This is a genomic window from Geodermatophilus africanus, from assembly GCF_900107105.1.
Classification (GTDB): domain Bacteria; phylum Actinomycetota; class Actinomycetes; order Mycobacteriales; family Geodermatophilaceae; genus Geodermatophilus; species Geodermatophilus africanus.
This window is the reverse complement of sequence record NZ_FNOT01000004.1, coordinates 124,458-149,666: the sequence shown is the minus strand read 5'-3', so window position 1 is coordinate 149,666 and position 25,209 is coordinate 124,458. Positions and strand designations below refer to the sequence as shown.

At 75.3% G+C, this 25,209-nt stretch carries 22 protein-coding genes, 1 tRNA gene and 1 pseudogene; 18 read left to right on the top strand and 6 right to left on the bottom strand.

Annotation, left to right across the window (positions count from 1 at the left end; all coding sequences use genetic code 11):
• Positions 1–18: 18 nt before the first annotated feature.
• Positions 19–1,356: an SLC13 family permease gene (locus tag BLW63_RS08460; RefSeq protein ID WP_091153675.1), complete on the bottom strand. Its 1,338-nt coding sequence runs from the start codon at positions 1,354–1,356 to the stop codon at positions 19–21.
• A 312-nt stretch (positions 1,357–1,668) separates the two neighbouring features.
• Here BLW63_RS08460 and BLW63_RS28915 point away from each other — a divergent pair.
• Positions 1,669–1,845, top strand: a pseudogene (locus tag BLW63_RS28915) (FCD domain-containing protein); the annotation flags it as partial.
• Here BLW63_RS28915 and BLW63_RS08450 read toward each other — a convergent pair.
• Positions 1,811–2,395 (bottom strand): 5-formyltetrahydrofolate cyclo-ligase, encoded by a 585-nt coding sequence (locus BLW63_RS08450; protein ID WP_091153672.1) that lies wholly within the window; start codon positions 2,393–2,395, stop codon positions 1,811–1,813. The pseudogene BLW63_RS28915 and the gene BLW63_RS08450 sit on opposite strands and share 35 nt — an antisense overlap.
• Before the next feature lie 191 nt (positions 2,396–2,586).
• Between BLW63_RS08450 and galU the strand changes: the two genes are divergently transcribed.
• The 5 genes from galU to BLW63_RS08425 all read left to right on the top strand — a co-directional run bounded on the left by galU (position 2,587) and on the right by BLW63_RS08425 (position 6,678).
• Complete coding sequence (galU, locus tag BLW63_RS08445) at positions 2,587–3,501, top strand: UTP--glucose-1-phosphate uridylyltransferase GalU (protein WP_091153668.1); 915 nt, start codon at positions 2,587–2,589, stop codon at positions 3,499–3,501.
• Between the two features lie 41 nt (positions 3,502–3,542).
• Complete coding sequence (gene glp / locus BLW63_RS08440; protein ID WP_244522482.1) at positions 3,543–4,964, top strand: molybdotransferase-like divisome protein Glp; 1,422 nt, start codon at positions 3,543–3,545, stop codon at positions 4,962–4,964.
• Between the two features lie 8 nt (positions 4,965–4,972).
• Positions 4,973–5,593 carry a GNAT family N-acetyltransferase gene (locus BLW63_RS08435; protein ID WP_091153664.1) on the top strand — a complete coding sequence of 207 codons (621 nt, stop codon included), beginning with the start codon at positions 4,973–4,975 and terminating at the stop codon, positions 5,591–5,593.
• Between the two features lie 177 nt (positions 5,594–5,770).
• Positions 5,771–6,472, top strand: a complete 702-nt coding sequence (gene sepX / locus BLW63_RS08430; RefSeq protein ID WP_244522445.1) for a divisome protein SepX/GlpR — start codon at positions 5,771–5,773, stop codon at positions 6,470–6,472.
• A gap of 132 nt (positions 6,473–6,604) precedes the next feature.
• A tRNA-Ala gene (locus BLW63_RS08425) sits at positions 6,605–6,678 on the top strand.
• Between the two features lie 65 nt (positions 6,679–6,743).
• Here the strand turns inward: BLW63_RS08425 and BLW63_RS08420 are convergent.
• Positions 6,744–7,646, bottom strand: coding sequence for a hypothetical protein (locus BLW63_RS08420; protein ID WP_091153658.1), 903 nt, complete (start codon positions 7,644–7,646; stop codon positions 6,744–6,746).
• A gap of 272 nt (positions 7,647–7,918) precedes the next feature.
• Between BLW63_RS08420 and BLW63_RS26740 the strand changes: the two genes are divergently transcribed.
• The 5 genes from BLW63_RS26740 (at position 7,919) to BLW63_RS08400 (ending at position 13,297) form a co-directional block, all read left to right on the top strand.
• Positions 7,919–8,572 carry a hypothetical protein gene (locus BLW63_RS26740; protein WP_170856701.1) on the top strand — a complete coding sequence of 218 codons (654 nt, stop codon included), beginning with the start codon at positions 7,919–7,921 and terminating at the stop codon, positions 8,570–8,572.
• The gene (locus BLW63_RS28520; protein ID WP_170856700.1) at positions 8,569–9,270 is read left to right on the top strand and encodes a signal peptidase I; all 702 of its coding nucleotides are present in this window, start codon (positions 8,569–8,571) and stop codon (positions 9,268–9,270) included. The genes BLW63_RS26740 and BLW63_RS28520 overlap by 4 nt, the downstream gene beginning before the upstream one ends.
• A gap of 103 nt (positions 9,271–9,373) precedes the next feature.
• Positions 9,374–10,453 carry a hypothetical protein gene (locus BLW63_RS08410; protein WP_091153654.1) on the top strand — a complete coding sequence of 360 codons (1,080 nt, stop codon included), beginning with the start codon at positions 9,374–9,376 and terminating at the stop codon, positions 10,451–10,453.
• A complete protein-coding gene (locus BLW63_RS28515) occupies positions 10,450–12,114 on the top strand; it encodes a GGDEF domain-containing protein (RefSeq protein WP_091153651.1) in 1,665 nt (554 codons plus the stop codon). The genes BLW63_RS08410 and BLW63_RS28515 overlap by 4 nt, the downstream gene beginning before the upstream one ends.
• 136 nt (positions 12,115–12,250) lie before the next feature.
• Positions 12,251–13,297, top strand: coding sequence for a fibronectin type III domain-containing protein (locus BLW63_RS08400; protein WP_139263505.1), 1,047 nt, complete (start codon positions 12,251–12,253; stop codon positions 13,295–13,297).
• Between the two features lie 35 nt (positions 13,298–13,332).
• Here the strand turns inward: BLW63_RS08400 and BLW63_RS08395 are convergent, their stop codons facing one another.
• Both BLW63_RS08395 and BLW63_RS08390 read right to left on the bottom strand, forming a co-directional pair.
• Positions 13,333–14,115 (bottom strand): enoyl-CoA hydratase/isomerase family protein, encoded by a 783-nt coding sequence (locus BLW63_RS08395; RefSeq protein WP_091153640.1) that lies wholly within the window; start codon positions 14,113–14,115, stop codon positions 13,333–13,335.
• A gap of 16 nt (positions 14,116–14,131) precedes the next feature.
• Positions 14,132–15,661 carry a dolichyl-phosphate-mannose--protein mannosyltransferase gene (locus BLW63_RS08390; protein WP_091153637.1) on the bottom strand — a complete coding sequence of 510 codons (1,530 nt, stop codon included), beginning with the start codon at positions 15,659–15,661 and terminating at the stop codon, positions 14,132–14,134.
• Between the two features lie 147 nt (positions 15,662–15,808).
• Here BLW63_RS08390 and rsmI point away from each other — a divergent pair, with 147 nt between their 5' ends.
• The gene (gene rsmI / locus BLW63_RS08385; protein ID WP_091153634.1) at positions 15,809–16,648 is read left to right on the top strand and encodes a 16S rRNA (cytidine(1402)-2'-O)-methyltransferase; all 840 of its coding nucleotides are present in this window, start codon (positions 15,809–15,811) and stop codon (positions 16,646–16,648) included.
• A gap of 120 nt (positions 16,649–16,768) precedes the next feature.
• A complete protein-coding gene (locus BLW63_RS08380; RefSeq protein ID WP_244522444.1) occupies positions 16,769–17,650 on the top strand; it encodes a DUF559 domain-containing protein in 882 nt (293 codons plus the stop codon).
• Between the two features lie 51 nt (positions 17,651–17,701).
• On the opposite strand, the gene corA is transcribed toward BLW63_RS08380, so the two are convergent.
• Positions 17,702–18,808, bottom strand: coding sequence for a magnesium/cobalt transporter CorA (gene corA / locus BLW63_RS08375; RefSeq protein WP_091153630.1), 1,107 nt, complete (start codon positions 18,806–18,808; stop codon positions 17,702–17,704).
• Between the two features lie 106 nt (positions 18,809–18,914).
• On the opposite strand from corA, the gene BLW63_RS08370 reads away from it, so the two are divergent.
• From BLW63_RS08370 to BLW63_RS08350, 5 genes are all read left to right on the top strand, one after another.
• Positions 18,915–20,417, top strand: a complete 1,503-nt coding sequence (locus BLW63_RS08370; RefSeq protein ID WP_091153626.1) for an amino acid permease — start codon at positions 18,915–18,917, stop codon at positions 20,415–20,417.
• A gap of 102 nt (positions 20,418–20,519) precedes the next feature.
• Positions 20,520–21,155, top strand: coding sequence for a hypothetical protein (locus BLW63_RS08365; RefSeq protein WP_091153623.1), 636 nt, complete (start codon positions 20,520–20,522; stop codon positions 21,153–21,155).
• 32 nt (positions 21,156–21,187) lie between these two features.
• Entirely contained in the window at positions 21,188–22,981 is a 1,794-nt protein-coding gene (gene metG / locus BLW63_RS08360; RefSeq protein ID WP_091153619.1) for a methionine--tRNA ligase, read from the top strand.
• Between the two features lie 73 nt (positions 22,982–23,054).
• Complete coding sequence (locus BLW63_RS08355; protein ID WP_091153614.1) at positions 23,055–23,933, top strand: TatD family hydrolase; 879 nt, start codon at positions 23,055–23,057, stop codon at positions 23,931–23,933.
• Between the two features lie 133 nt (positions 23,934–24,066).
• Positions 24,067–24,906, top strand: coding sequence for a hypothetical protein (locus BLW63_RS08350; RefSeq protein ID WP_091153610.1), 840 nt, complete (start codon positions 24,067–24,069; stop codon positions 24,904–24,906).
• Positions 24,907–25,209 lie beyond the last annotated feature (303 nt).

Sequence of the window (25,209 nt, the reverse complement as noted above, 5' to 3'; positions counted from 1 at the left end):
GGTGCCTCCCTCTCGGGTCTACAGCCAGCCGGGGACGACGAACACCAGCCAGGCCACCAGCGGCCCGACGGCGACGACGATCGCGGCGTAGCCGAGGATCTGCTTGTAGAAGCGGTCGCGGTCGACGTCCTGGGCGTTGGCCAGCACCAGCGCACCGTTCGTCGAGAACGGGCTCACGTCCACGATGGTGGAGGCGACCGACAGTGCCACCACCACGCCCACCGCGCTGATCGCCCCCGATTCCAGGAACGGCACCGCGAGCAGGATGGCGACGCCGATGATCGCCGTCGACGAGGCGAAGGCCGACACCACCCCGCCGATGTAGGCCAGCAGCAGCGCGATAAGCAGCGGCACCCCCAGCCCGATCACCGCGTCGCCGACGTAGTCGATGGTGCCGGCCTCCTCGAGCACGAACACGAAGGTCAGTACGCCGGCGATGAGCAGGATGGTCGACCAGCTGATCTGGGCCACGGCGCCCTTGTGCTGCTGGGCGGAGAACAGCGCGAGGACGACGGCGACGGTGATGGCGACGAAGCCGATGTCGAGGTCGAAGACGAGCGCCAGGACGGCGACCACGAGCAGCCCGACGAGGGTGAGGACCTGGTCCAGGGTGACCGGCTGCGGCCGGTCGGGGTGGACGTGCTCGTCGTCGTCGCCGCCCACGGCTGGCCCGGGAGCCGCACCGTGGCCGCGGACGAGGGTGCCGTGCGCGTGCTCGGCGTGCGGCACGCCCGCCGCGGCGACCTTGCGCCCGATGAGTTTTCGGCCGCCGAGGACGAAGAAGAGGACCAGCGCGATGGCGATGTTGAAGACCAGCGCTCCCAGGAAGACCGCCAGCGGGCTGCTCGGCAGGCCCGCGTCCTCGACGATCGTGTTGACCGTGACGCCGTAGACGCTGATGGGGGAGAAGCCGCCGCCCTGCGCGCCGTGGATGACCATCATGCCCATGAGCAGCGGGCTGATCCCGTGCCGCGCGGCGAAGGTGAGCGCGATCGGGGCGATGATCGCGACGGCGGCGGGGGAGAGCGCGCCGATCGCCGTGAGCACCGCGGTGACGAAGAACATGATCCAGGGGATGGCGGCGACGTGGCCGCCGACGAGCTTCACGGCGCCGCGGACCAGCAGGTCGACGGTTCCGTTGTTCTGGGCGATGGCGAACAGGTAGGTGACGCCGATCAGCGTGAGCACCAGCCCGGCGGGGAAGCCGCCCAGGATGTCGTCGGTGGTCAACCCGACCGACAGGGTGCCGACGACGAAGGCGGCCACGAAGGCCAGCGCTCCCATGTTGATGGGCAGGAACGTCGCGATCGCGAAGATCGCGACGAGCGCCAGGATCGTGATGATCTCCGGTGACACGAGGAGCTCCTACGGCGTCGGAGGACTGGTACACCCGGTGCAGTGGCTCAGTGGCTCGGCCACTGATCTTCATGCGCCGCGCCGACAGCATGCCGGGACGTGATCGATCCCGCCCCCCATGAGCCCCGCGGTGCCTCCCGATGGCCTTCACCCGCTCCGCCGGTCTCCGCGGCTGTGCGAGCAGGTCCGTCCAGCAGCTGGTGTCCTGGGCCGCCGACGGCCTCCGTCCGGGCCGTCGCTCGGCCGGTTGATCATTGAGATCGCCGGCCTGGTGCGGGAGAGCCGGATCGAGTCGCTGTCCCAGGGGGCCGGCCCCCGCGCAGCCTGGCCGGTCACCGCGCGATCGCCGAGGCGATCCGGGCGGGGGACGCGCCGGCGGCCGCGGCCGCCGTGACCGCGCACATCGACCTGGTGTCCGACGTCCCGCTGCTCGCCGACGAGGACCGAGCCCGGCTCAGGTCAGGTCGAGCCAGCCGCCCGAGGGGGTGACCACCGCGGTGACGCGCCGGTCGTGCGGCTCGACCGGCAGCGCGTCGACCAGCTCGTCGTCGAAGACCAGGGCCACCAGCCGCGCGCCGGGACGCACGTGCCGCAGTGCGCGGTCGTAGTAGCCGCCGCCGCGGCCCAGACGCACCCCGGTCCGGTCCACCGCGACCGCGGGGACGACGACGACCTCGGCGGCGCCGATCGCGGTCGGCCCCAGCCGCGGCCCGACCGGCTCGAGCAGCCCGAAGCGCCCCGGGGCCAGCCGGCCGGTGTCCACCGCCCAGGACAGCTCGCGGCCGTCGGGCGGGACCACCGGGAGCAGCACCCGCGAGCGCAGCTGGGTGAACGCCGCCGGCAGCCGGCCCGCACCGGGCTCGGTGGGGTCGGGGGCGAAGGCGGCCAGCGTCCGGGTGCCGGCCAGGCCGCGGAGCAGGGCGGTGGTCACCGCGGCACCGGCCACGGCGCGCTCCTCCGCGGAACGGGCCTCGCGGCGGGCCAGGAAGCGAGCGCGGAGCGCGACCTTGGCCTCGGTCACGTCGTCCGCGGAGGTCACCGCCGCAGGCTAGCCAGCGACGCTCGGAGCGCCCGCGCGACCGGCTGTCGCGCGGTAGCTGGGCGGCGTGTCGGCGCGTGTCGCCGACGACGGCCGCTCCGCCGGCCGGTGACGTTCCGCTCGCCGGGGCCGACCGCCGCCTGACAGCACCGCTCGGGGCGCGCCCGGGCCGGGTCACTAGGCTCCCGCGCATGCCGACTCCGAGCGCCCGCCCGACGCGGAAGGCCGTCATCCCCGTCGCCGGGATGGGGACCCGTTTCCTGCCGGCCACCAAGGCGGTGCCCAAGGAGCTCCTGCCGGTGGTCGACCGCCCGGCGCTGCAGTACATCGTGGAGGAGGCCGCCCGCGCGGGTCTCGGCGAGGTGCTCATGGTGACCGGCCGCAACAAGGCCGCGATCGAGGACTTCTTCGACCGGCACCCCGAGCTGGAGACCGCTCTCGAGAAGAAGGGCGACGCCGCCCGGCTGGCGGCGGTGCACGAGTCCACCGAGGTCGCCCAGGTGCACTTCGTCCGGCAGGGCGAGGCGCGCGGGCTGGGCCATGCGGTGCTGCAGGCCGCGGCCTTCGTCGGCGACGAGCCGTTCGCGGTGCTGCTCGGCGACGACATCATCGACGCCCGCGACCACCTGCTCGAGCAGATGCTGCAGGTCCAGGCCGAGCACGGCGGCTCCGTCGTGGCGCTGCTGGACGTCGGCCGGGAGAACATCGACAAGTACGGCGCGGTCGCCGTCGAGCCCGGCGGTACCGACGTCGTGTCGATCACCGGCCTGGTCGAGAAGCCGCCGGTCGACGAGGCGCCGAGCAGCCTGGCGATCATCGGCCGCTACGTGCTGGCCCCCGAGGTCTTCGACGCGCTGCGTGGGACCTCGCCCGGCCGCGGCGGGGAGATCCAGCTGACCGACGCCCTGGCCACCCTCGTCGAGCGCGGCGAGCCGGTGCACGGGGTCGTCTTCTCCGGCCGCCGGTACGACACCGGCGACCGGCTGGACTACCTCAAGGCCGTCGTCCAGCTGGCCAGCGAGCGCGACGACCTGGGGCCGGGCTTCCGTGCCTGGCTGGCCGAGTTCGTGGCCGACCTGCCCACCGCGGGCGCGTCGGAGGCCTGAGCGGAGGCCGTCAGGGGGCAGCATCGACTCCTGTGGTGAGCATGACCGAGGACGGCAGGGACGGGACGGTCCCGGGGTACCGGGACACCACGGCGCTGGACCTGCGCTCCGGCACCCCGGTGTGGGACGTGCCGGCGCCCTCGCCCGCCGCCGACGGCGCCGTCGGGACGCCCGTGCACGAGACGACGGCGATCGACCGCGGCGCCGTCCCGCCGCCGCCCGCGGCGGCCGAGCCGGCGCCCCCGCGCGGCGTCGAGCAGCACCTCGACGAGATCCTCTCCGCGGTGCCGCAACCCGACCCGATCGAGCTGGCCGTCCTCGACGCACAGGGGCTGCTCTGCGCCGAGGAGGTCGTCAGCCAGCGTGCGCTGCCCGCCTTCGACCAGGCCGCGCTCGACGGCTACGCCGCCCGCGCCCTGGACGTCGAGGGTGCCACCCCCGCGGAGCCGGCCCGCCTGTCGGTGGTGGGGGAGACCGTCGCCGGCCCCAGCGGCCCGGCGTCGATCGGCCCCGGGATGGCGCAGAAGGTGGCCGCCGGCGCGATGCTGCCGGCCGGCGCGGACGTCGTCGTCCCGGTGGTGTGGACCGACGGCGGCATGGCCACCGTCGCCGTGCACGCCGGCCCGCTCGCCGGCACCTACGTGCGCCGTGCGGGGGACGACGTCGCACCGGGCACCACCGCGGTGCAGGTCGGCACCCCGATCGGGCCCGCGCAGATCAGCCTGCTCGCCGCGGTGGGCCGCGACCGGGTGCAGGTGCGACCCCGGCCGCGGGTCGCCGTCCTCTCCGCGGGCGGCGAGCTCGTCGACATCAGCACGACCCCCGCGCCCGGCCAGGTCGTCGACGTCAACAGCTACGCGTTGGCCGCCGCGGCGCGCGACGCCGGCGCCGAGGCCTACCGGTGGGGCATCCTCCCGGCCGAGCCGCGCCGGCTCTCCGAGGTCCTCGAGAGCCAGCTGCTGCGCAGCGACCTGGTGCTCGTCGCGGGAACCCTCGCCAGCGAGGGCGACCCGGTGCAGGAGGCGCTCGCCGCGCTCGGCCCCATGCACTTCTCGCAGGTGACGATGCACCCCGGGCCCGTGCAGGCCTTCGGCCGGCTGGGCCGCGACGCCGTCCCCGTCATCTGCGTGCCCGGGGAGCCGGTCGCCGCGCTGGTCGCCTTCGAGGTGTTCGTGCGCCCGGCGATCCGCATGATGCTCGGCAAGCGCCAGCTGTTCCGCCGCACCGTGCAGGCGATCGCCGCCGAGCGGCTGCTCTCGCCGCTGGGCTACCGGCAGTACCTGCACGGCCAGGTCATGCGGCACCCCGACGGCGGCTACGTCGTCGAGCCCCTGGGGGACGGCGACGAGGCGATGCTCGCGCGGATGGCCCGGGCTAACTGCCTGATCGTCGTCGACGAGGACGTCACCGAGGTCGCCGCCGGCGGCCTGGTGACGGTCATGCCGCTGCTGCTCGGCGGCTGAGCGGCGCCGTGGTCGACCCCTCCCTGCGGCCCGGCTGGCCGGCCTCCCTGAGCTGGGGTCCGGTCGAGCTGCACCCGCCGCGCCGGCGGGACGCGGAGGAGTGGAGCCGGGTCCGGCTGGCCAACGAGGCCTGGCTGGCGCCGTGGGAGCCGACCGCGGTGGGGCCGTGGGCTGCGCGGCACACCCCCGGGGCCTACCGGGCGATGCGGCGGGCCGTGCTGCGCCGCGCCGCGATGGGGCTGTCGCTGCCGTTCGTCGTCCGGGTCGAGGGCCGGTTCGCCGGGCAGGTGACCATCGACAACGTCGTCCGGGGCGCGCTGCGCTCGGGCAACCTCGGCTACTGGATGGACCGTGCCGTCGCCGGGCGGGGGCTGGGCTCGCTGGCCGTGGCGCTGGTCTGCGACCACGCCTTCGGGCCCGCGCGGCTGCACCGCCTGCAGGCCGACATCCGCCCCGAGAACGCGCCGAGCCGCGGGCTGGTGCGCCGGCTAGGGTTCCGTCACGAGGGCCTGCTGCGCCGGTACCTCGACATCGACGGCGACTGGCGCGACCACGACACCTTCGCGCTGCTGGCCGAGGACGCGCCCGGCGGCGTGGTCGCCCGGTGGCGGTCCCGCGTACCACGCTGACCGCCGGGACGGCGGGTGTCGCCGTGTCGACACGCCGCGCCGGGTGCGGCGATGGGCACTCCCGTCACACGACACCCACGGACACGCCGCGCGCCTCCCTCGAACGGAGGAGTCCAGGCCGTAACTTCGCCCGGCAGGTGACGCATGTGACGGGTGGTGTTCAGGATGGGTTCGGGTGTGCTGCTGGCCGCTCTGGTCGTGCTGTGGTTCGTCGTGCTGGTGCCCATGGTGGTGACCCGCGGTGACTCCTCGGCGGACCGCTCCACGGGGGCCGACGCCGGCCGCACGCTGCAGCGGCGCCGGGCGGTCGACCCCGCGGTCTTCGCCGAGACCGAGCGGGTCTCGATCGACCGGACCGCCCTGGTGACCTCCGGCGAGCTGCGGGTCGACGTCCACGCCATCCGTCGCCGCACGCTGGCCGGCCTGGTCGCCCTGACGCTGCTCGCCCTGGTCGGCGCCCTGGTCTGGAGCCCGTGGCTGTGGATCGCCCAGGGTGTGCTCGACCTCGCGGTCGTCGCCTACCTCATGGTGCTGCGGGCCGCCGCGCGCCGGGAGCGGCTGGCCGCCCGCCGCGCCGCCCGGGCCGCTGCCCGCGCCACCCGTCGGCCGGCCGCCCGGCCCGCCGCGCGCCCGGTGCCGGCGCCCCGCCCGGCACCCGTCGAGGAGGAGCCGGCCGCGGCGGTGCACTCCACCGTCGGCCTCCCGCACCCGAGCCTGCCGCTGGCGCCGGTGCACCCGCTGCGCCCGGGTCGGGTCGTGGCCGCCCGCAGCGCCGCTCCGGCCGGGTGGCAGAACAGCGCCGTCGTGGGCCTGGACGACGACGACATCGGGTTCGCCGACATCGACGTGTACCAGCCGCGCCGGGTCGCCAACGGTTAAAGGACCCCTCTACCCCCCACCACTCGCAGGCTCGTGGCGGGGCCCTGCAGAGGGGGCCGTTCCAGCACCTCGCGGTTAGCCGCCCCCGGTCGCGGTGCCGGCGGGGGCGGGCGGTAAGCTCGTCCCCAGTCAGGGGCTGTAGCGCAGTCCGGTAGCGCACCTCGTTCGCATCGAGGGGGTCAGGGGTTCGAATCCCCTCAGCTCCACCCCGACACCCACAGAGCCCCGCCCGGTCCGTCCGGTGCGGGGCTCTCTGGCACCCGGGTGCGGGTCAGCTCCGCGCTCGGGCCACGGCGGCCACCGCGGCCCGCGAGGCCAGCGCACCCAGGTGGCGCAGCTCCTCGGCGCCGAGCACCGCGCGGTGCCGCGCCGACTCGGCCGCGGCGAGGACGAGCGGCGCGGCCGTGCGCCCGAGGTGCCGGAGCTCCTCCGCGGACCGCACCGCCCGGTGCCGGGTGGACTCGGCCGCGGCGAGGACGAGCGGCGCGGCCGTGCGCCCGAGGTGCCGGGTGCCCCGGGCCGTCCGTGCGGACAGGGCGCGGACCTGCCCGGCCACCACCTCGGCGCGGGAGGGCGGGCGGGGCGCCCACGGACGACGGGCCCACAGCCGCCGGGGCCACGGCTGTCGGACCGCTGCGTGCCGGGCCCGGGCCCGCACCACGCCCAGCCCCGCCACCGCGGCAAGGGCGCCCGCGGCGAGCACCGCGCCGCGACCGGTCGACCCCGAGGCGACCGCCGGGGCGGTGTCCGCCGGCGAGGTGGCCTCGTCCGGGGCGCCGGTTCCTGCGGCAGCGCCGGTCCCGGCCGCGGCAGCGCCGGTCCCGGCCGCGGCAGCCGGCAGCAGGGTCTCCGAGGCCGCGCTCGACACCTGGATGCCGTAGTGGCGGTAGAGGTCGGCCTCCTGCTCCGTGGACAGCTCCCGGCCGCCGCCCACCGACGGCGCGGCCGTCACCTGCGCCCGGGTCACCGCGACCGTCACCCGGCCACCCGAGCCGTCGGCGTCCAGGGCCGGGACGACGGCGCTCGCGCCCTCGACCTCGACGTACACCCACTCCGGCCGGCCGGTGGACTGGTCGGCGAGGACGGCGGCGACCGCGCCCAGCTCTGCTCCTTCGCGGTCGACACAGGTCCAGCCGACCCACTCCCTGGCCTCGTCGCGTGCTGGCAGGCCCATGGCCGCCTCCTCGTGCCGTAGTCGATCGTCCCAGTGGTGGCGACTCCGCCGGTCAGGCTCCCCGCAGCCTGGCCGCCCGCGAGATCCGTCCGCAACCCGGCCCGGCGCGCCGTGGAGCCGGTGCCCTCGGCCGACGGCAGTGCGCGATCGAGTGTCCCCACCCGATCGGGTGACCTGTCCCGCCGGGCTCCTCAGGGCTCGGACCGCGGTGTCGATGCCCTGGTGTCGAGGAACGCAGGTCGCTGCGTCCCGCCGCTGCCGAAGGAGTTGCCGTGCACCAGCGCGCCTCTCGAGCCCGTCGCACCGTGCTCCCCGTCGCGGTGCCCGTCGGCCTGGTGCTGAGCCTCGCCCTGACCTGGGGCTCGACCCACGCCGCTTTCTCGGCCAGCACCGGCAACGCCGGCAACTCCTGGCAGACCGGCAGCGTCGTCCTCGGCGACAGCGACAGCGGGGCGGCCCTCTTCACCACCGCCAGCGACGGCGCCCTCAAGCCCGGCTCGAGCCGGTCGCGCTGCATCCGGATCGACTACACCGGCGACCTGCCCGCGGACATCCGCATGCATGCAGCGACGCCACCCACCGGCGCCACCTCCCTCGACCCCTACCTCGTGATGAGCGTGGAGCGGGGCGCCGACGTCGCGGCGAACACCGCGGTGGCGGCCGACTGCACCGGCTTCACCCCCACGTCCACGCCGACGTTCCTGTACAACACCGCGCAGGCCAACGGCCCGGCCGACCAGACGCGGACCCTGACCCACCTCAAGGCCACCCACCGGGACTTCGGCAGCGGTCTGCTCGTCAGCGCCGGTACCACGCAGAACACGCACCTGACGCTGCGGATCACCTACGCCGTCAAGGACGACAACGGGGCGCAGAACACCCAGTCCAGCGCCACGTTCACCTGGGAAGCGCAGAACACCCCGTGACCGCGCCTCTCCTCGTCGGCGGCGCACCGCGGAACCGCGTGCCCGCGTCCCCCGGGCGGAGCCTCCGTCCGGCCGTCGTGCTCCGCGTGGTCGTCGCGGCCGTGCTGGTGGCGCTGGCCGGCCTGGTGGTCCTCGCCCTCGCGCCGCGACTGGCGGGCTTCCAGGGCCACGTGGTCGTCTCCGGCTCGATGGAGCCGCGGCTCTCGGCCGGCGACGTCGTGCTGACGCGTCCGGTGCCGCCGCAGGACCTGCAGCCGGGACAGGTGCTGCTGTTCCCGGACCCCGAGGGAGCCGACCGGCTGGTGCTGCACCGCCTCGTCGCCTTCGACGCGCGCGGGGATCTGGTCACGCGCGGCGACGCCAACCAGAGCGACGACACCACCCACGTGCCGGCCTCGAGCGTCATCGGCGAGGCGCAGCTGCGCGTCCCCTACGTCGGGCTCCCCGCGTACTGGCGGTTCGCCGGGCAGTGGGGTTCCCTGGCCGCGCTCGCCGCCCTGCTCGCGGCCGCGACCGTCGTCGTCACCGGCCGGCCCGCGGGCCCCCGCGGCCGCACCAGCGCCGACCGGCTCGCCGACTCCCCGGCTGCCGACCGCCTCGTCCGCCGCGCCGGGCTGCCGCCCGTGCCCCCCGCGGGCCAGCGCCCGGCCGGCGTGCGCGGCGGGACGCCGCAGGTGGCCGGTCCCGCCGGCGCGTGACCGCTGCCCTCCTGCTCAACATCCGCCGCGCCCGGCCGAAGACATGAGCGAGCGAGACCGGTCCCGACGGCCGGACGCGACCTCGACGAGGGAGGGGAGAGGTGTGCGTCCACCAGTCGCGCCCGCGTCCCCGCGCCTGCCGAGGAGCAGCCGGGGCGCCGCCTGGCTCGTCGGCGCCGCCCTGCTCGCCCACCTGGGCGCCGGGTGGGTCCCGCACCCGGTCGAGCCGGCCGCCGCGAGCACCAGTGCAGTCAGCCTGGTCGACGACCGCGGTGGCGCGGCGCTGTTCACCTCCACCGGCCTGCGCCCGGGGCACACCGAGACCGCGTGCGTGGCGCTGGCGGTGACCGGGTCGGCCCAGTCGTTCAGCGAGGTGACGCTGAGCGCCGACGTCGCCGAGGACGACCTCGCGCCCTACCTGTCCCTGGCCGTCGAGCGGGGCACGCTCGGCGACCCGAGCCGGTGTGCGTCCTTCACCGGCGTGCCCGCCTGGAGCGGGACGCTGGACCAGCTGCCCCGGACCGCCGCCGCGGGGATCCCGACCGGCTGGCGGCCCGGGAGCGTGCCGTCGACGGTCTACCGGGTCACCGTGACGGTCCTCGACGACCCCCGGGCGCAGGGCCTGCGGGCCGCGGCCACCTTCGTCTGGGCGCTCGACGTCGAGCCCGTCCTCGAGCCGACGCCCGAGCCGGCCCCGGTCCCGGTGCCCGCACCGGAGGCCCCGGCGCCGGCTCCCGAGCCCACGCCCGCACCCGTCGCGACGCCGAGCGCCGTCCCGACCCCGACCCCGACCCCGAGCGCCGTGCCGACGTCCACGCCGAGCGCCGTCCCGACGCCCGAGCCCACGCCGGTCCCCTCCGAGACCCCGGGCGCCACCCCGGTGCCGCCGGTGACCGATCCCGGCGGGGACCCGCCACGGGGCACCGGCGACGTCGTCCAGGCGCCGCCGCTGGAGGCGTCCCCCACGACGGTCGCGGAGGTGGCCGCCGCGGTGGGGGAGACGGCGCTCGCGGTCGTGGAGGACGGCCAGTTCCCGCTCGCGCTGGTCGCCCTCGTGGCGGGGTTCCTCGCCGTGCAGGGCCGGCTCGACCGGCGGGACCCGAAGCTGGCGCTGGCCCGCGTCCACCAGGAACTGAACGACTTCCGAGACTTCCCCGAGCTGCCGAGGACGGCACCCACATGAGCCAGACACCTGCGTCCCCACAGGGCTCCCTGGACAACCTGCCCCTGGCCGACCGCCTCCGGTGGCTGCTCGCCGTCCGCATCGGCGTGGTCGTCGTCCTGCCGGTCGTGGCGTGGGTGGCCACGCGGACGGCGGAGACACCCCCGGTGGAGACCCTCGCCGTCCCCGGGGCCGTCCTGCTGGCCGTCGGACTCGTGCTGCAGAAGCTGTCGGCGCTCGGCCGCCGTTGGGCGGTGGCGGCGATCACGGTGCCGGTCATCCTCGACGCGGTCCACCTGGGGTGGGCGCTCTACGTCGCCGGGGGCATCTCCGGGCCGGTGGTGTACGTGATCGTCCTGCACGTCATCTGCGTCACGCTGCTCGGCTCGTTCCGCACCGGACTGAAGCTCGCGCTGTGGCACTCCCTCGTGGTCATGTCTGTCCTCAAGGCGGTCGACACGGCCCTGCTGCCCGCACACGGCACCGTCCAGGGCTTCGACTCCCTGCCCTACGGAGTGTTCCTCGTCGCCGTCTGGGTGACCGCGGTGATGACCTCGGGCCTCGGCGCGGTGAACGAGCGCGAGCTGCGTCGCCGGCGCTACGACGAGGAGGCGCTGCGCCGGCTGGCGGGCGCCCTGCACGAGGCGGACACCGGCGCCAAGGTCGCCGAGGCGCTGCTCGACTTCACCGTCGACGCCGCCGACTCGCCCCTGGCCGCGGTGCACTGCCACGTACCCGAGGGCAGCGCGGTGCCGGCGGTCGACCTGGCCGTCCGCAAGCACCGGGACCGGGACGCCGAGCCCCTGCGGCCGGTCGGCGTTCCGCTCCCGGGGTCGCTGCTCGCCGCAGCGGTCGACCGGGGCAGCACGGTCCTGGCGGCCATGAAGGGCCCCGACCCGTGGGTCGACGAGGTGCTCGAGGGCGCGCGGCGGGTGGTCGCCGTCCCGTTCGGGCTGGACGGCTCCGGCAGCGGTGTCCTGACCTTCCAGGACGACGCGCGCAGCGGCTCGCGCATCGAGCGACGCCGGGTCGGTGTCGCCGAGCAGGCGGTGGCGCACGCCGCGACGGCGTTCGCCCGCGTCGCGTTGCTGGAGCACCTGCAGGCCAGCGCGCTCACCGACGGCCTCACCGGGGTGGCCAACCGCCGGGCCTTCGACGCCGCGTTCGATCGGGAGCTGGCGGTCGCCGCCCGCAGCGGTGCGCCGGTGTCGGTCCTGATCATCGACCTCGACCACTTCAAGAAGCTCAACGACACCTACGGGCACCAGGCCGGCGACGACGTCCTGCGGGGGGTCGGCGCAGCGCTGCGGGCCTGCGTGCGGCCCGGCGACGTCGCCGCGCGCTACGGCGGTGAGGAGTTCGCGCTGGTCCTGCCCGGCGCCACGGCGGACGACGCCGTCGCGGTCGCCCGCCGGTTGCGCACGGTGCTCCGCGAGGTGGAGGCGCCGCGGCCGATCACGGCGAGCCTGGGCATCGCCTGCCAGCACGGCGCCGGCCTCTCCGCCGCGGAACTCCTCGCCACGGCCGACACGGCGCTGTACGCCGCCAAGGCCGGCGGGCGGGACCAGGCCCGCATGGCGGGTGCGGAGGGCCCGGTCAGCGGCGTCGCCGTCGACGAGGCGACCGTCACGCGGATCCCCCTCCCGCCGGTGCCCACCCCTCGGGCGCACGCGGCCCTCTGATCGGGGGGCGTGGCGCTCCTCCCTCCTCCGGAGTGGGGTGCGGTGGCCGGCCGTGGAGAGCTCAAGCCCCGGCGGACCGGTGCCGATGCCTGGACCGAGGATCCAGGCGCGCGAGACCGGACGGGAGGGGGTGACGATGGACAGGCCGCACCGGCGTGCCCGCCGGGCTCCCGGAGCCCGCCTGGCCGGTCTGGTCGCTGCGCTCGCGCTGCTCGTCGCCGCGCTGGCGCTCCCGTCGGTGCACGCGGCGTTCTCGGCCACGACGGGTACCCCGACCAACTCCCTGGCCGCCGACCGGCTCCAGCCGCCGTCCGGCCTGGTCGCCTCGCGGAACTGCACGTACGCACCCATCGTCCTGCGGGGGGCCCTCGCCTCGACGGAGCTCTCGCCGCTCACGCTCATCCCCCCGCCCGGGACCGCGGCGGGCGACGTGCTGGTCGCGCAGGTGGCCTACTACGGCACCTCGCCGCTCACGGCACCCGGCGACTGGACCCGGATCACCCTGCCGGACACGAGCGGGGGCGTCATGACCTCCGCCGTCTACTGGAAGGTCGCCGCGGGGACCGAGCCGGCTGCGGACTTCGCCCGCCCCGCCTCGGAGACCGGCGACATGGTGGGGGGGATCGTGGCCTACCGGGGGGTCAGCGGGAGCGCCCCCGTCGCCGTCGCCGGTGGGTCCACGGGCTCCGGCGAGACCGCGACCACGCCGGCGCTGACGACGACGGCGACGGGTGCGGTGGTCGTCCACCTCCTGACCAGGAGCGGTGGGCAACCCCCCACCCCGACGGGCACCAACGCGCTCTGGACGCACAGCTCGGACAGCGAGACCGTCACCGCGGCCGACGAGGCGTTCGCGGGGCCGGGCGCCGTCCCGCAGCGCACCTCGACGACGTCCGGCTCCACGACCGCGTGGATCGCCCAGACGGTCGTCCTGCGTCCTGCCCTCCAGCAGGTCGGCGCGTCCCTGTCCTGGACGGCGACCCCCAGCGCCTGGGCCGACGGCTACCGGGGCGAGCGCGTCGTGGGGGGGACGGTCCAGGCGACGAGCAGCGCGCCGATGGGGACGACGACCGTCACCGACACGGGCCTGGTGAACGGCACGACCTACACCTACCGCGTCTGGGCCAACCGCGGCACGTGGGCGTCGTCCGTCGTGACCACCACGCTGACCCCGAACTGCTGACCGGCGTCGCGGAGCGCTCAGCAGTCGCGGAGCGTTCAGCGGGCGGCGCGGAAGTCCGGCCGGCGCTTCTCGACGAAGGCCCGCACACCCTCCCGGCCCTCCGGGTCGGCGGCCGACTCGGCGATCAGCCGCGCCTCGTCGTCCAGCTGCTCGTCGAGCGTGCGGACGGCGGCGCCGCGGACCAGCGCACGGGTGCGCACCATCGCCCGCACCGGCCCGGCGGCGAGCGCGTGGGCGAGCTCGGTGGCGGCCGTGCGCAGCTCGTCGTCGGGCACCAGCCGGGCGACCAGGCCGCACGCGTGGGCCGCCGCCGCGTCCAGCGTGCCGTCGGTCAGCGTGAGGTCCAGGGCGCGCGCCGGGCCGAGGGCGTGCGCGAGGGTCCAGGACGTGCCGCCGTCCGGGGACAAGCCGATCGCGCCGTAGGCGGGCCGGATCCGCGTCGAGCGGGCGCAGACGACGACGTCGCAGGCGCCGAGCAGCCCGACCCCCGCTCCGGCGACCGCGCCGTGCACCCCGGCGACCACCGGCACCGGGCTGGCCAGCAGTGCCCGCACCACCTCGTGCCAGTCGGCGGCCAACCGGCCCACCTCGGTGCCCGGGTCGTCGGCGGCCGCGAAGCCGCGCACGTCGCCGCCGACGCAGAAGCGCTCGCCCTCGGCCAGCAGCAGCACCGCCCGGGTCTCCGGCGGCCGGGTGCGCAGCGCCTCGCCGAGCGCCGCGGCCATCGCCGGGTCGACGGCGTTGCCGGTCCCCGGCGAGTCCAGCGTCACCCGCCAGACGTCGCCGTCCACCTCCGTGCGCACCGGCTGGTCGGTCATCGTCGGCCTCCCTCGGTCAGAACCACGACGGGAACCACATCCGGTCCAGCCACTCCGCCCGCGACAGCGGCTCGCCGGTGAGCACGGGCAGGAAGTACACGAAGGTCGCCGCCACCACGCCGACGTAGAGCGCGACGACGCCCAGGCCGACCTGCCGGCGCAGCCGCGGGGCGCCGGGCCGGCCCAGCACGTCCTGCAGCACCAGGACGACGGCCAGCACGAAGAACGGCAGGACCGGGGCGGTGTAGAACGCGAACATCGTGCGCTCGGGGTTGAGGAACCAGGTGCCCCAGCCGGCGGCGACCGCGACGGCGACCACGATCGCGGCCGGGTCCCGCCGCGCGACCAGCCGCCAGGCCAGCCAGACCAGCGCCGGCGCGAAGGCCAACCAGAGGGTCGGCGTCCCCAGCATGAGGATGTAGCGGATCACCGGCTCGCCGGCCGCGTCGGTGAGCCCCTGCGGGTTCCACAGCAGGATCGGCCGGCCGTTGACCAGCCAGCTCCACGGCCCGGACTCCCACGGGTGCGGCGTGGACAGGCCGTTGTGGAAGGTCAGCCACTCGGCGTGCTGGTGCCACAGCGACCGCAGCGCGTCGGGGACCCACGGGAACGCCGTCTCCGGGTGCTGCTGCGCCCACGCCTTGCCCTGCGAGGTCTCCCCGAGGAACCACCCCGTGAAGCTGGCGAGGTAGCTCAGCACCGGGACGGCGGCCAGCGCCCACAGCGCACCGGGCAGGCCGCGGCGCGCGGCGGTGACCGTCGGCCGCGGAACGCCGGCCTCGCGCCAGGCGGCGCGGTCCCAGAACAGGCTCAGCACGGCGAAGGCGGCCAGGAAGTAGATCCCGCTCCACTTCACCGCGCAGGCACAGCCGAACAGGGACCCGGCCGCCAGCCGCCAGCCGCGGGGGCCCAGCGCGAAACCGGTCGCCGTCGCCGTCGCCGTCCCTGCCCGGATCCGGGCCCGGACCCGGTCGCGGTCGACGACCAGGCAGGCCACCGCCGAGACCACGAAGACCTGCAGGAAGACGTCGAGCAGGCCGATCCGCGACAGGGTGAAGGCGAGGCCGTCCAGCGCGAGCAGCAGGCCGGCGACCAGGCCGAGCAGCGTCGAGCCGGTCAGCCGGCGGGTCAGCCGGGCAAGCACGACGACGGCGATGCTGCCGGCGACCGCCGACGGGAACCGCCAGCCGAAGGAGTCGTAGCCGAACAGCCCGATGCCGCCGGCGATCAGCCACTTGCCCAGCGGCGGGTGCACGGTGAACGTGTAGCCGCGGTTGTACTCGTGGCCCCACTCGAGCAGCTCCTGGGCCTGCGGCGGGTAGTAGGCCTCGTCGAAGAGCAGGTCGCCCGGGTAGCCGATCTCCCACAGCCGGATCGCGAGGGCGCCCAGCCCGAGCAGCGCGGTCAGCACCCAGGCGAGGACCCGGTCCGACGGCAGCGGCGGGGTGGTATCGCGGCGCGGCCGGGGCAGCCGACCGCGGCGCGACCGGGCCGGGCGGAGCTCCCCGGGCTCCCGGTCCGTGCGATCCGGAGCCAGCACCGCCATGCGGCCAGGGTAGTGAAAGGACCCGCCTGCCCCCCGGAGCTCGTGAAACACCCCCTGCCCCCCGCCACTCGCAAGCTCGCGGCGGGACCCTGCAGGGGGCGACCCCTGCAGGCGGGCCTACGGCCGTCGTCGTGACAGGCTCGGCGCATGGTCGGACGGCTGGTGCTCGGTGGCGCTCCGCTCGGGCAGCCCGGCGACGTCGGCCCACGGCTGCGCTCGGCCATGGCGACCGCGGACGTGCTCGCCGTCGAGGACACCCGGCGCCTGCACCGCCTGGCCGCCGACCTCGAGGTGCAGCTGTCGGGCCGGGTGGTGACCTTCCACGAGTCGGTCGAGCGCTCCCGGCTGCCCGGGTTGCTGGCCGCGCTGGCCGAGGGCCGCACCGTCCTGCTGCTCACCGACGCCGGGATGCCCTCGGTCTCCGACCCCGGGTACACGCTCGTGCGCGCCGCGATCGACGCCGGCGTCGAGGTCACCTCGGTGCCCGGGCCGTCGGCGGTGACGACGGCACTCGCGGTGTCGGGCCTGCCGGTCGACCGGTTCTGCTTCGAGGGTTTCCTGCCGCGCAAGGCGGGGGAGCGGCGGTCGCGGCTGGCCGGGCTGGCCGACGAGCGCCGCACGATGGTCTTCTTCGAGTCGCCGCACCGGCTGGTCGACGCGCTCACCGACGCCGCGGCCGCGTTCGGGGACTCCCGCCCGGCCGCCGTCTGCCGGGAGCTGACCAAGACCCACGAGGAGGTCCGCCGGGGGGCCCTCGCCGAGCTGGCCGTGTGGGCTGCCGACGGCGTGCGCGGCGAGATCACGCTGGTCGTGGGCGGCGCGCCCGCGGCGCCGGCGTCGCTGTCGCCGTCCGAGGTCGCCGCGGAGGTCGCCGCGGAGGAGGCCGCGGGCGCCACCCGCAAGGACGCCATCCGCGCCGTCGTCGTCCGCACCGGGCTGCCCCGCCGCACCGTGTACGACGCCGTCGTGGCCGCCAAGTCCGACTAGCTCGGTCTCGGTGTGCACGTCCCGTGGTCTCGCGCCAGCCGGAGACGACCATCGGTGCACAACGGCGCGGCTGTGGACGACGGCCGGGGACCCTGCCGCCCGGTCCGGCACGGTGCGCCGGTGCCCGTGCCGCCCTCCGTACCCGACGTCCTCCGCAGCCGGGTCTTTCGGGCCTCGGTGGTGATCTCGAGGGGCCTGCTCACGCGCAACCAGCTGCGGGGCCCGACCTGGCGGCGGGTCTGGCCGGGCCTCTACGCGCACCGCGACGTCGAGGTCACCCACGCGCTCCGGGCCCGGACGGCGGCGTCGCTCCTCGTACCCGGGTCCGTGGTGACGGGGTGCAGTGCGGCGGTCCTGTGGGGCGTCGACCTCGTGGCGGCCGAGGCCGACGTCGAGCTGACCGTCCCGCCCGGCCACCACCCGGTGCGCGTCCCGGGCCTGCGCGTGCGCCGGAGCCGGCTGCCAGACGGGTGGGTGTGCCGGCGTCGCGGCGTGGCCGTGACGACGCCGGAGGCGACGGCTGTCCGGGTCGCCGCCGCGCTGGCGGATGACGACGCGGTCGTCGCGGTGGACCGGCTCGTCGCATCCGGAGTCGCCGGCATCGGGCCGGTGCGCAGCCTCGCCGCGGCGGCCCGGGGTCCGGGTTCGGCACGTGCGCGCGACGCCTGCCGGCTGGCCGACGGGCTGGCGGAGTCACCGCAGGAGACCCGGGTGCGGCTCCTCGTGCACCGAGGCGGCCTGCCGGCGCCCGTGGCCCAGTACGTCGTCCGCGACGCGCGTGGCTTCGTGGCGAGGGTCGACCTCGCCTGGCCGGAGCACCGGGTCGCAGTGGAGTACGACGGCCTCTGGCACGCCGAGCCGGGCCAGTTCGCACGCGACCGGCAGCGGCTCAACCGGCTGCAGGCGGCCGGCTGGCGGGTCGTGTTCGTGATGGCCGCCGACCTGCGCCGGCCTGACGAGTTGGTGGCCCGCATCGCCGCGGCCCTGACGCCTGTGCGCTGAGTGTGGTGTCCGGCTGCGACGAGGCCACAGTGGGCGCACAGGCGCGGGCCGCTACAGCCAGCCGTTGCGCTTGAAGCCGCGGTAGAGCAGCAGGCAGGTGCCGATGATCACCACCAGCACCACGAAGTAGCCGTAGCGCCACCGCAGCTCGGGCATGTACTCGAAGTTCATCCCGTAGATGCCGGCGATCGCGGTGGGGACGGCGATGATCCCGGCCCAGGCGCTGATCTTGCGCATGTCCTCGTTGTCGGTCATCGACGTGCGGGCCAGCGACGCCTGCAGGATCGAGGTGAGCAGCTCGTCGAGGGCGGCGACCTGGTCGCGCACCCGGATGGCGTGGTCCTCGACGTCGCGGAAGTAGGACCGCATCGCCGCCGGGACGACGTCGATCTGCTTCTCGGCCAGCTTCTGCAGCGGGACCTCCAGCGGGGAGACCGCCCGGCGCAGCGACAGCAGCTCCCGCTTGAGCTGGTACAGCCGGCCGATGTCGTCGGTGCGCTCCGGGCTGAACACCGAGGCCTCGAGCTCGTCGACGTCCTCCTCGACCGCGGCCGCGACGTCCACGAAGGCGTCCACCACGTGGTCGGCCACCGAGTAGAGCACCGAGGAGGGTCCCAGGCACAGCAGGTCGGGCTGTGACTCCAGGCTGCGGCGCAGGTCGGCCAGGCCGCCGTGCTCGCCGTGCCGCACGGTGATGACGTAGTTCGGGCCGACGAACACCATCACCTCGCCGGTGTCGACGACCTCGCTGGTCGCGGTCAGCCGGTCGTGCTCCACGTACCGGGCGGTGGTCAGCACCATGAACAGGACGTCGTCGTAGCGCTCGAGCTTGGGCCGCTGGTGGGCGTACACCGCGTCCTCGACCGCCAGCGGGTGCAGCCCGTAGTGGCCGGCGATGGTGCCGAGCTCCTCCTCGGTCGGCGCGTAGAGCCCGAGCCAGACGAAGCCGCCGCGGTCCACCGCCGCCCGCAGCGCCTCGTGCGGCTCGACCGGGGGCTCGCGGCGTCCGTCGACGTAGACGGCGCAGTCGACCACCGGGCCGGCACCGTCCGGTCGGGACGGCGTCGTGCGCGGCCGGCCCTCGGGCCGCGGGCGGGTCGACGGCAGCTCCGTCGGCAGCGCGCCGGGCGTCTCGCGGGGGACCTCCGTGCCGGGCATCCGCACTCCTCTCCGCACCGGGTCGATGCAGGCAGCGTAGGCATGCGGTCCGGCCCGTCCCGTGCCACGCTGCCGGGGTCCGACCGTGCCGTGGGGAGGGGACGTCGTGGCCACCAACGCCCGCCGGGTGAAGTCCGTCGAGGACTCGATCCGCGACACCGACGAGCCGGAGCACCGGCTCAAGAAGAACCTGTCGGGCCTGGACCTCACCGTCTTCGGCGTCGGCGTGATCATCGGCACCGGCATCTTCGTGCTCACCGGCATCGTCGCCCGGGACCAGGCCGGCCCCGCCGTGGCGATCTCGTTCGTCATCGCCGGCGTGGTGTGCGGGCTGGCCGCGCTCTGCTACGCCGAGTTCGCCTCGACGGTGCCGGTCGCCGGGTCGGCGTACACGTTCTCCTACGCCACGTTCGGCGAGTTCATCGCCTGGATCATCGGCTGGGACCTCGTCCTCGAGCTCGCGCTCGGCGCCGCGACGGTGTCCGTCGGCTGGTCCGGCTACCTCAACCAGCTGCTCGACGACATCGGCACGCCGTTGCCGACGTCGATCGCGGGGGAGACGGCGACGGTCAACATCCCGGCGATCCTCATCACCCTGGTGATGACCGGCGTGCTGATCCTCGGGATCAAGCTCTCGTCACGGGTCACCGCCATCATCGTCGCGATCAAGCTGGTCGTCGTCCTGCTGGTAATCGTGGTCGGGTTCTTCTACACCCGGGCCGAGAACTACTCGCCGTTCGTCCCGCCGGCGGAGCCCGCGGCCGCAGGGGAGGAGGGCTGGCTGCACACGCCGCTGATCTCGGTGCTCACCGGGTTCAGCCCCGGCACCTTCGGCTGGGGCGGCGTGCTCGCCGGCGCCGCGATCGTGTTCTTCGCCTTCATCGGCTTCGACATCGTGGCCACCGCCGCGGAGGAGACCCGCGACCCCAAGCGGGACATGCCGCGCGGGATCCTCGGCTCGCTGGCGATCTGCACCGCGCTCTACGTGGCGGTCTCGCTGGTCGTCGTCGGCATGCAGAACTACACCGAGCTGAGCGCGACCGCGCCGCTGGCGGGGGCGTTCTCGGCCAACGGGATGCCGGTCTTCTCCAGCATCATCTCGCTGGGCGCGCTGGCGGGGCTGACCTCGGTGGTGATGATCCTGATGCTGGGTCAGTCCCGGGTCCTGTTCGCGATGAGCCGGGACCACCTGCTGCCGCCGGGGCTGGCGAAGGTCCACCCGCGGTACGGCACCCCCTACCGCATCACCATCGCCACCGGGATCGTGGTCGCGCTGCTCGCCGGGTTCGTCCCGCTCACCGCGCTCGCCGAGCTGGTGAACATCGGCACGCTCTTCGCGTTCTTCCTCGTGTCGATCGGGGTGTGGTGGCTGCGGCGCACCCGTCCGGACCTGCACCGCTCCTTCAAGGTCCCGCTCATCAACGTGCTGCCGTGGGTCTCTGCGGCCGCCTCCCTGTGGCTGATGTCCAACCTGCCGGCCGACACCTGGCTGCGCTTCCTCGTCTGGATGGCCCTCGGTATCGGCATGTACTACGTGTACGGCCGCAGCCACAGCCGGATGGCCACCGGGGTGCGGATGTCGGCTGCCGACAACATCGCCCGCCGCTGAGCCCCTCGGAGGGGTGAGGCCGCCCGCGCACGCCCTCCAGTCGCCCGCTCCGGGCGCCGACCCGACCGGTGACCGACGTCCCCGGCCAGGGAGAGCACACCCGTGGCGAGCACCGTCCTCGACGCCCGCGCGACCCCCCGCGTGCCGTCGTCCACCGACCGGCGCCGGCCGCCGGCCGCCGTTCTGGCGGCCGCCGCCGTCGGCGTGGCGGAGGCGGTCGCGCTGCTGGCCGGTGGGCTGACCGGGCTGGACGGCCTGCTGCTGTCCCCGCTGCGGCCGGCGGGCCCGGTCGTCGCCGTCGTGCTGCTCCTGCTCGCCGGGTGGGTGGTGCTGTGCGGCGGTGGCGGGGTGCTGCTGCTCGACGGGTCGGGCCGGTGGCTCTACACCGCCGTCGCCACCACCGAGATCGCGCTGGTGGGGGCACTGCTGGCGCTCGCGCTGCTCACCCCGCTGTTCGATCCGCTGCCGGTCGGCCTGCCGCTGCCGGCACTGGCGCTGCTGGTCCTGGGCGTGCCGGTCGGCAAGCTGCTGCTCGCCGGCGCGCCTTCGCTGGCGGCGTGGGTCGCGGAGGGACCGCGTGCCCCGGTCCGCCGTCCCGAGCCCGCCGCCGCCGGCCCGCGGACCCGGCTGGCCACCCTCGCCGTCATCGGCCTGGCGCTGTTCGCCGTCGCGCTCACCACCCCGGTGCCCGCCGCGGTCCCCGACGCCCCGGCGACCGCGGGCACCGGCCAGCACTGAACCCGGTGGACGCCGCCGCCTAGGCTCGTGCCGTGAGTGATCGGCACATCCTGACCGCCGTGGCCTGGCCCTACGCCAACGGCCCGCGGCACATCGGCCACGTCTCCGGCTTCGGCGTCCCCTCCGACGTCTTCAGCCGCTACCACCGGATGGCGGGCGACCGGGTGCTGATGGTCAGCGGCACCGACGAGCACGGGACGCCGATCACGGTCGCCGCCGACGCCGAGGGCGTGACCCCCCGGGAGATCGCCGACCGCAACAACCGGGTCATCGTCGGCGACCTCCAGTCGCTCGGGCTGTCCTACGACCTGTTCACCCGGACGACGACGGCCAACCACGCGGCGATCAGCCAGGAAATCTTCCTGGGGTTGCTGAAGAACGGCTACGTCTTCCCGAGGACGACGCTCGGCGCGATCAGCCCGTCGACCGGGCGCACCCTGCCCGACCGCTACATCGAGGGCACCTGCCCGATCTGCGGTTACGACGGCGCCCGCGGCGACCAGTGCGACAACTGCGGCAACCAGCTCGACCCGGTCGACCTGATCAACCCCAGGAGCCGGATCAACGGCGAGACGCCGAAGTTCGTCGAGGAGGAGCACTACTTCCTCGACCTGCCGGCCTTCACCCGCTCGCTCGGCGACTGGCTCGACAGCCGCAAGGGGTGGCGGCCCAACGTCCTCAACTTCGCGAAGAACCTGCTCACCGACCTCAAGCCGCGCAGCTACACCCGCGACATCGACTGGGGCGTGCCGGTGCCGCTCGACGGTTGGCGGGACCGCCCCGACAAGCGGATCTACGTGTGGTTCGACGCCGTCGTCGGCTACCTGTCGGCCTCCATCGAGTGGGCGCGCCGCTCCGGGGACGACGACGCGTGGCGCCAGTGGTGGCAGACGCCGGACGCCGACGCCTACTACTTCATGGGCAAGGACAACATCGTCTTCCACGCCGAGATCTGGCCCGCCCAGTTGCTCGGCTACAACGGCGAGGGCGACAAGGGCGGGACGGCGGGCTCGCTGGGCCGGCTCAACCTGCCGACCGAGGTGGTCTCCAGCGAGTTCCTGACCATGGAGGGGCGCAAGTTCTCCTCGTCCCGCCAGGTCGTCATCTACGTGCGCGACTTCCTGGCCCGCTACGACGCCGACGCGCTGCGCTACTTCATCGCCGCGGCCGGGCCGGAGAGCCAGGACACCGACTTCACCTGGGCGGAGTTCCTGCGGCGCAACAACGACGAGCTGGTCGCCGGCTGGGGCAACCTCGTCAACCGCACGGTCTCGATGGCCGCGAAGAACGTCGGCGCCGTCCCGACGCCGGGCGAGCTGACCGACGCCGACCGCGCGCTGCTGTCGGCCACGCAGGGCGCGTTCGGCCCGGTCGGTGAGCTGCTGTCGCGCAACCGGCAGAAGGCCGCGGCCACGGAGGCGATGCGGGTGGTCGGCGAGGCCAACAAGTACCTGTCCGACCAGGCGCCGTGGAAGCTCAAGGAGGACCCGGCCCGCCGGGACACCGTGCTGCACACCGCGCTCCAGGCGGTCAGCGACTGCAACACGCTGCTCACCCCGTTCCTCCCGCACTCCGCGCAGAAGGTGCACGAGCTGCTCGGCGGCACCGGCGTGTGGTCGCCGGCGCCGCGGATCGAGGAGGTCACCGACCTCGACGACGGCTCGCCCTACCCGATCATCACCGGCGACCACGGCGACGGGCAGGCCGTCTGGGCCTCCCGGCCGCTGCCGCCGGGGACACCGCTGTCGCCACCCACCCCGGTGTTCAAGAAGCTCGACGAGTCGATCGTCGAGGAGGAGCTGCGCCGGCTGGAAGGGGACCAGTGAGCGAGCTCGCGAGCTCACCGATGGACAGAGCGGCCCGGCGAGAGTTGAGCCTGGGCGCCAGCGAGGGCCTGGTGTGAGCCGGTCGGCCGCCTCGCGGGCGAACCGGCGGGGCGAGCCGCCGCCGTCCCCCGAGCCACTGCCCGGATCGGCGGTCGACAGCCACACCCACCTCGACATCGTGCTCGACGGCTTCCGCCCCGAGGGCGGGCAGCCGCCGGCCCCCGAGGACGTCGACGCCGAGATCGCGGCCGCCGCCGCCGTGGGCGTCCCGCGGCTGGTGCAGGTCGGGGTGGACGTCGGGTCGTCCCGCTGGTCGGCCGAGCTCGCCGCCCGGCACCCCCACGTGCTGGCCGCCGTGGCCCTGCACCCGAACGAGGCGGGGCAGGGCGCGGCGACCGACGACGCGCTGGCCGAGATCGACCGGCTGGCGGCGCTGCCGCGGGTGCGGGCGGTGGGGGAGACCGGCCTGGACCGCTACCGCACCGGGCCCGAGGGCTGGGCGGCGCAGGAGGCGTCCTTCCGGGCGCACGTCCGGATCGCCAAGGAGCACGGCGTGGCGCTGGTCGTCCACGACCGCGACGCCCACGAGGAGATCCTCCGGGTGGTCGACGACGAGGGCGCGCCGGAGCACGTCGTCATGCACTGCTTCTCGGGCGACGCCGCGTTCGCGAAGGCGTGCGTCCAGCGGGGCTTCGTGCTCTCCTTCGCCGGCACGCTCACCTTCGCCAACGCCGGCTACCTGCGGGAGGCCGCCGCGCTCACACCAGTCGAGCAGCTGCTCGTGGAGACCGACTCGCCGTTCCTCACCCCGGTGCCCTTCCGCGGCCGGCCCAACGCCTCCCGGCTGGTACCGCACACCGTGCGCGCGCTGGCCGAGGTCACCGGTGTCGAGCTCGGGGAGCTCTGCGTCCACCTCACCGCGACCGCCGAACGCGTCTTCGGGGCGTGGTAGTTAAAGGACCCCGCTGCCCCCACGCCTCGCTGGCGCTCGCCGCGGGACCCTGCAGCGAGGCCACCGACGGCCCGGATCGCAGTGTCATGGCAGCGACACGTCACGTGGCGCCGTTCGGGGGGACACTGGCGACGTGGGCCGCCTCATCGCCGTCGTCCTCTTCATCGCCGTGCTGGTCCCCGGTGTCCTGCTCGCCCGCGCCTGGGCCCTGGCCGCCGGCCGCCGGGCCGTCGCCGCCGCGGCGGTCGGCTTCACCACGCCCACGCCGGAGGGGCTCGCCACCCTGGCACGTCAGGCCCAGCACGGACGCCGCGTGCGCCGGCTGGGCTTCCTGCTCGGGCTGGCCGGCATCGGCGTCAGCATCGCGCTGTTCGCCGAGGCCTCGGTCTTCCTCTGGCTGCCGGCGCTCGTCCTCGGACTGTTGCTGGGGGTCGTCCTCGCCGAGGGGACCCGCCCCCGGCCGCGCTGGCGGGCCGGGTCCCCGCCGCGCCGGCCGCGCCAGTCCGAGCTGATCTCGATGGTGCTGGTCTGGTCGATGCGCGCGGTCGCCCTCGCCGAGCTGGTCGCGGCCGTCCTCATGTGGCGGCGCGGCGAGCTGCCCGACAGCGTCGGCTGGGTCGCCGTCGTCGTCCCGCTGGCCGCCTGGGTGCTCGCCGAGGTCGCGCTGCTCCGGGCGCAGCTGCGGCCGCTGCCCGCCGAGGGAGCCGATGTGCCGCTCGACGAGGCGCTGCGCACCTGGACGGCGCACCTGGTCACCGCGGCCGTCAGCGTGCTGGCCCTGCTGCCGCTGGGGACGCTGCTCCTGGCGGCGGGCATCGACCTCGGCGACCGCGTGACCCGGGGCTTCGACCTGCTGCCCGTCGCACTCGTCGCCGGCGGCTTCGCCGGGCTGGCCGCGGGCCTCGCGCTGGCCGTCTTCCTGGTCACCTGGCTGCGGCCGGTGCGGGTCGACGACCGGGCACTGACCGTGTGATCGATGACCTCGCGGTCCTCTGGACCGCACCGCGGCCAGGTGCCGTTCCCGACCTGTGTTGAGCCCTGCCCGGCGCTCGATCGCGGGAGGGTCCCGCCCCCACTCCTCGCGCGATGACCTCGCGGTCCTCCGGACCGCACCGCGGCCAGGTGTCGTCCCCGACCTGCGTTGAGCCCTGCCGGCCGCTCGATCGCGGGAGCCTCCGGCCCCCACTCCTCGCGCGATGACCTCGCGGTCCTCCGGACCGCACCGCGGCCAGGTGCCGTCCCCGACCTGCGTTGAGCCCTGCCCGGCGCTCGATCG